3 protein-coding genes are annotated in these 9,004 nt (G+C 76.4%); all 3 read left to right on the forward strand.

Annotated features, from left to right (window positions below):
* Positions 1-128: 128 nt before the first annotated feature.
* The 3 genes from recC to recD are packed head-to-tail and all read left to right on the forward strand — an operon-like array spanning position 129 to position 8,961.
* Entirely contained in the window at positions 129-3,614 is a 3,486-nt protein-coding gene (recC, locus tag ACH65_RS16435) for an exodeoxyribonuclease V subunit gamma (RefSeq protein WP_049623710.1), read from the forward strand.
* Complete coding sequence (locus ACH65_RS16440; protein WP_049623711.1) at positions 3,611-7,126, forward strand: UvrD-helicase domain-containing protein; 3,516 nt, start codon at positions 3,611-3,613, stop codon at positions 7,124-7,126. Before recC ends, ACH65_RS16440 begins: the two co-directional genes overlap by 4 nt.
* Positions 7,123-8,961 carry an exodeoxyribonuclease V subunit alpha gene (recD, locus tag ACH65_RS16445; protein WP_049623712.1) on the forward strand — a complete coding sequence of 613 codons (1,839 nt, stop codon included), beginning with the start codon at positions 7,123-7,125 and terminating at the stop codon, positions 8,959-8,961. Before ACH65_RS16440 ends, recD begins: the two co-directional genes overlap by 4 nt.
* Positions 8,962-9,004: the final 43 nt, after the last annotated feature.

The following is a 9,004-nucleotide window of genomic DNA, read 5'->3' on the forward strand; positions in this document are numbered from 1 at the left end:
GCCCGTCGACCCTCCCCGACGCGCAGGGGAGGGCGCCGGTGGCAGGCCTTGAACAGGCTCCAGGGCGGCGCGGGCGCATTGCCCGTGCGCGGTGCCCGCACGGGCCGCGGCCGGTATCATGCGGCCCGATGCAGCCTTCCCTTCCGGACGACACCAGCCACGGCCTCGTGGTCTACCGCGCCAGCCGGCTCGAGGCCCTGCTCGATCCGCTGCTGGCCCTGCTCGACGGCGCGCCGCCCGCGCAGGTGCTGGCGCCGCAGACGGTGATCGCCGCGCACCCGGGCATGCGCCACTGGCTGGCCGCCGCGCTGGCGCGCCGGCGCGGGCCGGAAGGCATCGTCGCCAACCTGCGCATCACTTTGCCGAGCAGTTGGCTGGACGAGCTGGCGCAGGCGCGCCTGGGCGCCGACAAGGCGCCCACCGCGCCCTACCGGCGCGACCGCCTGCGCTGGCGCATCCACGAGCAGCTGCCGGGCATCGACGACGCGCAAGTCCAGGCCTACCTCGCCGGCGGCGACCCGCTGCGCCGCTACCAGCTCGCCGACCGCCTGGCCCAGCTCTACGGCCAGTACCTGGTGTACCGGCCCGACTGGCTGCTGGCCTGGCAGCGCGGCGAGAGCGCCATCCCCGACGCCGGCTTCCTGGCGCCGCTGTGGCGGGCGCTGCGGCAGGGCATCGGCGCGCCGCACCGCGGCGAGCTGGCACAGCGCCTGCTGCGCGACCTCGCGCGGCCGAACGTGGACGAGGCCGAGCCGGTGCACCTGTTCGGCATCAGCCACCTCGCGCCGATCGAGCTGGGCCTGCTGCGCGCGGTGGCGCAGGTGCGGCCGGTGATGCTCTACGTGCCCGACCCCTGCCGCGAATACTGGGCCGGCCTGCGCGGCGAGCGCGCCCAGTTGCGCGAGCTGGCCCGGCGCACCGGCTTCGACGCCGAGTCCGAGCAGTACTTCCTCGACGAGGTCGGCCACCCGCTGCTGGCCGCCTGGGGCCGCATGGGCCAGCACTTCATGCTCGGCCTGCACGATGTGGACGAGGCCATCCGCATGGACGTGCGCCACTGGCAGGACGAGGCGCCGGCCTGGCGCGATGGCCGGGGCCTGCTGCAACGCCTGCAGGAGAGCATCCGCCAGTTCGAGCCCGCGCTGGTCGAGCCGCTGGCCGGCGGCGAGGCCGCGGCGCTGGCCGACCGCAGCCTGCGCGTGCACCTGTGCCACACCCGCCTGCGCGAGCTCGAAGTGCTGCGCGACGCGCTGCTCGACGAACTGGCCGAGCGGCCCGACCTCGAACCCTCCGACATCGCCGTGATGGCGCCGAACATCGCCGCCTACCTGCCGCTGCTGCCGGCGGTGTTCGGCGAGCCGGGCCGGGCGCAGGGGCCGCTGCCCTACCACCTCGCCGACGTGCCGGTGGCGCGCACGCACCCGCTGCTGGACGCCTTCGGCCGCCTGCTCGGCACGCCCGAGTCGCGCCTCACCGCGCCCGAGCTGCTCGACCTGCTGGAGCTGCCCGAGATCGCCCGCGCGCTCGGCCTGGACGGCGCCGATCACGAGACGCTGGCGCAGTGGCTGCGCCGCAGCCGCGTGGCCTGGGGCCTGGACGGCGCGCACCGCGCGCGCTTCGACGTGCCGGCCATCGACGCCCACACCTTCGCCTGGGGCATGGACCGCCTGCTGGCCGGCTACGTGATGGGCGGCGACGGCGGCGCGGCCTGGGCGCTGCCCGACGGCGAGCTGGCGCCGGTGCCCGGCGTGCACGGCCCGCAGGCGGCGCTGCTCGGCGCGCTCGACCGCCTGCTGCTGGAGCTGGCCGCCCTGCAGCGCGACGCCGCCCAGCCGCGCACCGCCTCGGCCTGGGCAACTAGGCTGGAACAGCTGCTCGACGCGCTGTTCCGCGTCGACCCGCACGAGCGCGCGGCGGTGGAGGCACTCTCCCTGCTGCGCCGGCTGATCGCCGCCACCGCGCTGGAGACGGCCGAGAGCGGGCTCGATCCGCTGCTCGACTTCCGCGTGGTGCGCGAGGCGCTGCGCGAGCGCCTCGCGGCCTCCTCCGAGCGCCAGCGCTTCCTGGTCGGCGGCGTCACCTTCTGCGGCATGGTGCCCCAGCGCGCGATCCCGTTCCGGGTGATCGCCGTGCTGGGCCTGAACGACGGCGAGTTCCCGCGCGGCGAGCGCGACGCCGGCCTCGACCCGATGCAGCGCCACCGCCGCCTGGGCGACCGCGACGTGCGCAGCGACGACCGCTACCTGTTCCTGGAGACGGTGATGTCCGCGCGCGAGGCGCTGCACCTGTCCTACCTCGGCGAGGGCGTGCGCGACGGCAGGCCGCGCAACCCCGCCGCGCCGCTGGCCGAGCTGATGGGCTTCCTCGACGCGCAGGCGGGCCTGTCCGGCGTGGCGGCGGACGCGGACGAGCAGCCCGTGCACGGCGACGCGCCGCGCGCGATCCGCCGCCCGTGGCGCATCCGCCATCCGCTGCAACCCTTCGACGCGCGCTACTTCGACCTCGACGCGCCGCGGCGCGAGGACCCGCGGCTGCTCTCCTTCGACGCCGGTTACGCGGGCATGGTCGCCGCCGGCGCGCGGCGGCCGTTCCTCGACGCGCTGACCGCGCCCGCCGCGCTGCCGCCGGAGGCCGGCGCGGAGCCGGTGCCGCTGCGCGAAGTGGTGGCCTACTACCGCGACCCGGCCCGGCAGCTGCTGGCGCGCCGCCTCAACGTGCGGCTGGACGCGCTGGAAGAGGAGCGCCTCGCCGAGCAGGAGCCGCTGGAAGCCGGCCTCGCGGCGATCGAGCGGGTGCCGCGGCGGCTGTTCCTCGACGCGGTGGAGCAGGGCGGCTTCCAACTTCCCGAGCAGGCGCCGGCCTGGCTGCGCCTCACCGGCCTGCTGCCGCCGGGGCGTCCCGGTTTGGACGTCTGGACGGCCACTCGCCAGGACGTGCAGGTACTGCTCGACGCCGCGCGCGCGCTGCCGTTGTTCGCCGGCGAGACGCCGGTGCCGCAGCCGCAGGCGCTGCCGGCGGTGCTGGCCGGCCGGCGCCTGGAGGGCACGCTGGAGCGCGTCTACGCCAAGGACGACGCGCTGTGGCTGTTCGACGTGCTGCCGGGCAAGCGCGAGGCGGAGCTGGACTTCAAGGTGCGCATCCCGTTCTTCCTCGAATGGGCGCTGCTGCGGCTGATGACGCCGCCCACCCGGCCGGTGCGCGCGTGCCTGGTGTGTGCGGAAGCCGGCGCCTGGACGGCTTCGCTCGACGGCTGGGACGCGGTGCTGGGCGCAGCCGCCGCCGCCGGCGACGACGCCACGGTCGAGCGGCTGCTGGACGATCTGCGCGCGCGCGTGGCGGCGCTGCTCGACCTCTGGCGCCAGGCCCAGCACCAGCCCTTGCCGTATTTCCCCAAGACCAGCTGGAAGGTGCTCGACGAGGCCCCCGACGGCGCCAGCCGCTCCTGGCTCGGCAACGGCCGCCAGCGCGGCGAGCGCGACTACGCGCCGGGCTACGCGCGCCTGCTTGCCGGCGAGCACCGCTTCGAGCCGGACGGCCCCGGCTACCTCGCGCTGCGCGAACTGGCCGGGCGGCTGCGCGCGCTGATCACCCTCGATCCGGAGGCTTCGGCATGACGACGCCCCGCGAGGCCGCCGACTGGCGCGCGCTCGACCTCGCCCCCGGCGGCCGCAGCCTGATCGAGGCCAGCGCCGGCACCGGCAAGACCTGGACCATCGCGGCGCTGTACCTGCGCCTGCTGCTGGAACAGGGCCTGAGCCCGCGCCAGATCGTGGTCACCACCTTCACCGACGCCGCCGCGCAGGAGCTGCGCGAACGCCTGCGCGCGCGGCTGGCCGGCGCCGAGGCGCAGGCGCTCGCCTGGGTGGAGAACCTCGTGCCGCCGGGGGAAGACGGCGCCGATGCCGCCTGGCTGCTCGCCCGCTGGCAGGCCGACGCGGCGCAGGCCGCGCGCGACCGCGTGCGCCTGCGCCTGGCCCAGGCCGAACTCGACCTCGCCCCGGTCGCCACGCTGCACGGCCTGTGCCGGCGCATCCTGGCCGACTACCCGTTCGAGAGCGGCAGCGGCTTCCAGGGCGGCGAGCTGGTCTCCGCCGACGACCTGCTCGACGAATGGGCGCAGGACCTGTGGCGCCGCCTGCAACAGGGCGAGGAACCCGCGCCGGCGGCCACGCCCGCCTCGCTTGCCGCGCTGCGCGCGCAACTCAAGACCTACCTGCAACCCGGCGTCGCGCTGTGGGCGCCCGGCGAGGACGAGCTGCTCGAGCGCCTGCCCGAACGCTGGGCCGCGCCGCTGGAGGCGCTGGCCGCGGACAAGGCCGTCTGGGGCCGCAAGCGCAACGCGCCCAAGGCCGTGCAGGCACTGGCGGCCTACCTGCGCACGCGCACCGACGCCCCCGCCGGCAAAGCGCTCGACGAGCTGGCCGAGGCCGCCGCGCTGCTCGCCGCCCACGGCGCGCACGAGGCCGCCGCCTTCGTGCGGCAGGCCGTGCGCCTGCTCGGCTACGTCGCCGAGGCCGCGCACATCCGCGCCTGGCAGGGCTGGCTGGCGCAGGTGCACGCCTGGCGCGAGCAGCGCCTGCGCGAGCGCGGCCAGCTCAGCTTCGACGAGCTGATCGTGCGCGTGCGCGAGGCGGTGGGGCGCGCGGACGGCGTGCTGGCCGCGCGCCTGGCCGAGGCCTGGCCGGTGGCCCTGGTGGACGAGTTCCAGGACACCGACGCGCAGCAGTACGCCATCCTCGACGCCATCTACCGCGACGCGGCCGGCGTGCCGCGCGGCCGGCTGGTGATGATCGGCGACCCCAAGCAGGCCATCTACCGCTTCCGCGGCGGCGACATCGACGCCTACCTCGACGCCGCCGCCAGCGCCGACGAGCGCCTGCAACTGGCCGTCAACCACCGCTCCTCGCGCGCCATGGTGGCCGCGCTCAACCAGTTCTACGCGCTGGCCGGCACGGCGCTGAGCGCGCGCGAGCCGGCGCCGATCCATTACGTACCGGTGGCCGCGAGCCGCCGCCGCGACGGCGAGCCCTACACCATCGATGGCGAAGCGGTGACGCAGCCGCTGGCGCTGCACGCGCTGCCGCTGGAGGACTGCCCGCCGGCCGTACCCGAGCGCGTGCGCGCCGCGCTGGAGGCCTGCGCCAACCAGATCGCCGGCCTGCTCGCCGCCGGCACGCATCGCCTGGGCGGCGAGCCGCTGCAGCCGGGCGACATCGCCGTGCTGCTGCCGGGCAACGCGGACGTGGCGCAGCTGCGCGCGCTGCTGCAGCACCGCCGCGTGCCTTGCGTGGGCGCGGGGCGCGGCAGCGTGTTCGAGCTGGAGGTGGCGCGCGAGCTGCAAATGCTCCTGCACGGCATCGAGCACGCGGGCGACGAGGGCGCGGTGCGCGCCGCGCTCGCCACGCGCCTGTACGGCGTGGGCTATGCCGAGCTGGCGGCGCTGCGCGAGCAGCCGGAGGCGTGGCTGGTCTACGAGCAGCAGTTCCACGGCTGGCGCCAGCGCTGGCAGCGCGAGGGCGTGCTGGCGGTGGTGCGCGCGCTCACCGAGCACGCCGCGCCCGCGCTGCTGGCCGGCGCAGACGGCGAGCGCACGCTCACCGACCTGCGCCACCTCGGCGAACTCCTGCAGGAGGCCGAGGACGAGCTGCACGGCGCCGCCCAGCTGCTGGCCTGGTTCGCCCGCCAGCGCGAAGGCGGCTCGGGCGGCGAGGCGGCGGAGGAGCGCCAGCTGCGCATCGAGTCCGACGCGCGCCGGGTGCGCCTGATGACCCTGCACGCCAGCAAGGGCCTGGAATTCCCCATCGTGTTCCTGCCGCTGATGTGGGACCACACGCGCAGCGGGCTCGACACCACGCCGGTGATCCGCGAGCCGCTGGCCGGGCGGCGCGTGATCGGCTTCGGCCCGCTGGCCGCCGCGCAGTACGGCGCCGAGGGCCAGGACGAACGCTTCCGCGTGCTGTACGTGGCGCTGACCCGCGCCATCCACGCCTGCCACGTCTACGTGCTGCCGCCCGGGCGCCCGGCGCGGGCCGGCGGCAAGAGCGCGCTGGGCGACCCCGAGCGCGCGCCGCTCGACGTGGCGGTGGCGCGGCTGCTCGCCGCGGGCGCGGGCCCGGTGGCTGCGCCCGCGCTGGCGTGGGCCGAGGGCTGGCCGTGGCCGGAAACGGATGGACGTCCAGACGTCCGCAGGCCGCCGCCGCGCCGGGCCCAGCCGCTGCCGCCGGCGCGCCCGCTGGCGCAGGTCTACAGCTTCTCCCTGCTCACTCGCAGCGCGCAGGCCAGCGCCCTGGAGGACCAGGCCGCCAGCGACGAGGAGGGCAGCGCCCTGCCGCCGGGCGAGGCGCTGGAAGCGCTCGCCCCCGCCGAGCCCGCGCCGCCGCATCCGGCGCTGGCGGCGCTGTCGTCGGTGCGCGGCGCCGACATCGGCAACGCGCTGCATGCGATGTTCGAGAAGCGCACCATCGGCGCGCCGATGCACGCGCAGCGCGCCCACATCGACCACTGCCTGCGCGAGTTCGGCGTGGCAGTGGAGCCGGCCGCGCGCGAGTCGCTGATCGACCTGCTGGCCGAGCGCCTGCAAGCCAACCTGGACGCGCCGCTGTTGCCCGGCTTCGCCCTCGGCGCGCTGCCGGCCGCGCGCCAGCTGGCCGAGATGGAGTTCCACTACCTGCTCGACGACGCTTCCCTGCGCGGCCTGCGCGCGGCCTGCGCGCGCCTGGGCGAGCCGGAGCTGGTGCCGCTCACCCCCGTGGCCAGCCTGCGCGGGCGCATGACCGGCAAGATCGACCTCATCGTGGAGCACGAAGGGCGCTACCTGGTGCTGGACTACAAGAGCAACTGGCTCGGCGACAGCCTCGACGCCTACCGTCCCGAGGCCCTGCCGGCGGCGATGGACGCGCACCACTACCGCTTCCAGGCGCTGCTCTACACCGTGGCGCTGGAGCGCATGCTGCGCCAGCGCCTGCCCGGCTACCGGCGCGAGCGGCACCTGGGCGAATCGCTGTACCTGTTCGTGCGCGCGGTGGGCCTGGCCCCCGGCGCCGGCATCTGGCGGCACCGCTTCGACGACGCGCTGATCGAGGCGGTCGACCGCGTGCTGGCCGGGCGCGAGGGCGCGGCCGCATGAGCGCCTACCGTTTCCTCCGCGCGGGCGAGGAGGCGGCCGAGGCGCCGTGGCGCCCGCTCGACCGCGCCCTGCTGCGCTGGACCCTGGCCCACGGCGGCTCGCCCGCGCTGGCACGGCTGGCCGCCTGGGCCAGCTTCGCCGACGGCGAGGGAGACACCGCCCTGCCGCTGGCGGCCGACGAAGCGGGGCGGCACGGCATGCCGGCCCTCGACCCGGCGCAGTGCGATGCCCTGCGCGGGGAAGCGCTGGTCGGCGACGGCCGGCAGCCCGCGCCGTTCGTGCTCGATGCGGACGCCCGCTTCTACCTGTGGCGCAACTACGCCGATGAACTGGCGGTGGCGACGGCGCTGCGCGCGCGGCAGCGTGCGGGCGCGGCCGTGGACGATGCGGCGGGCGAGGCCGACGTGGATACGCTGTTCGGCGGCGACCGCTCGCCCGCGGTGGCGCGCCAGCGCGAGGCGGTGCGCGCGGTGGCGGGGCGCCGCCTGTTCGTGCTCACCGGCGGCCCCGGCACCGGCAAGACCACCACCGTGCTGCGCATGCTGCTGCGGCTGCAACGCCGCGCGCCCGGCGCCGCGCCGGCGATCCAGCTCGCCGCGCCCACCGGCAAGGCCGCGCAGCGCCTGCTGCAATCGCTGCGGCAGGGCAAGCAGGCCCTGCGCGAGCGGCTGCCGCCGGCGTGGCTGCCGCTGCTCGAGCGCATCCCCGACGACGACGCGCTGACCCTGCACCGCCTGCTCGGCTACGACCCGCGCGGCAACGTCTTCACCCGCGGCCCCGCGCATCCGCTCGCCGCCGACGTGGTGGTGGTGGACGAGGCCTCGATGATCGACCTCGCCCTGATGCGCGCCTTGCTCGCCGCCGTGAAGCCGCAAGCCACGCTGATCCTGGTGGGCGACGCCGACCAGCTCGCCTCGGTGGCGGCCGGCTCCGCGCTGATGGACCTGGTCGGCGCGCTGGAGGCGCAGCGCGCGCCCGAACTGGTGCGGCTGGAACACAGCTTCCGCGCCGAGCGCCAGCTGGTGCCGGTGAACCAGGCCGTGCAGGCCGGCGACGGCGCGGCGCTGCGCACGGCGCTGGCGGCGGCCGGCACGCAGGCCGCCTGGCACCGCACCGACGACGCCGACCGGCTGCGCCGCGAACTGGCGCGCTGGAGCGATGCCCTGGCCGCGCTGCCGCTCCGCCCCGTGCTGCCGCCGCGCCCCGCCGGCGACGACGACGATGACGACGCGGCGGAGGCCGCGCGCCGCGCCGTGGCGCTCGATGCGCTGCGCGCATTGGGTCGGCGCCAGCTGCTGTGCGCGCTACGCGAGGACAGCTACGGCGCCGTGGCGCTCAACGCCTGGATCGAGCGGCGCCTCAAGCGCCTGTGGCAGGTGCCCGACGAGCGCGTGTGGTATCCGGGCCGGGCCGTGCTCATCACCCGCAACGACTACGCCGCGCGCCTCTACAACGGCGACGTCGGCCTGTGCCTGGCCGACGCGGACGGCCAACTGCGCGTGTGGTTCGAACACACCGACGCCGCCGGCCAAGCCACCGCCCGCGCCTTCACCCCCGGCTCGCTGCCCGCCCACGAGCCGGCCTTCGCGCTCACCATCCACAAGAGCCAGGGCTCCGAATACGCCCACGTCGCCGTGCTGCTGCCCCCCGACCCGGCCCACCGCATCCTCTCGCGCCAACTGCTCTACACCGGCCTGTCGCGGGCGCGGCAGTCGGTGGAGCTGTGGGCGAGCGAGGGCGCGGCGGAGGCGGCGCTGGCGCAGCCGGTGCGGCGGGCGGGTGGGTTGGGGGTGAGGTTGTTGGAGGGGATTAGTCGGGGCTTTCTCGATGCCTAGGAAGCGGGGGAGCTGTCTTATCCTGACCGGCCTTTGGCCGGGG

Source organism: Frateuria defendens, from assembly GCF_001182895.1.
Lineage (GTDB): Bacteria > Pseudomonadota > Gammaproteobacteria > Xanthomonadales > Rhodanobacteraceae > Frateuria_B > Frateuria_B defendens.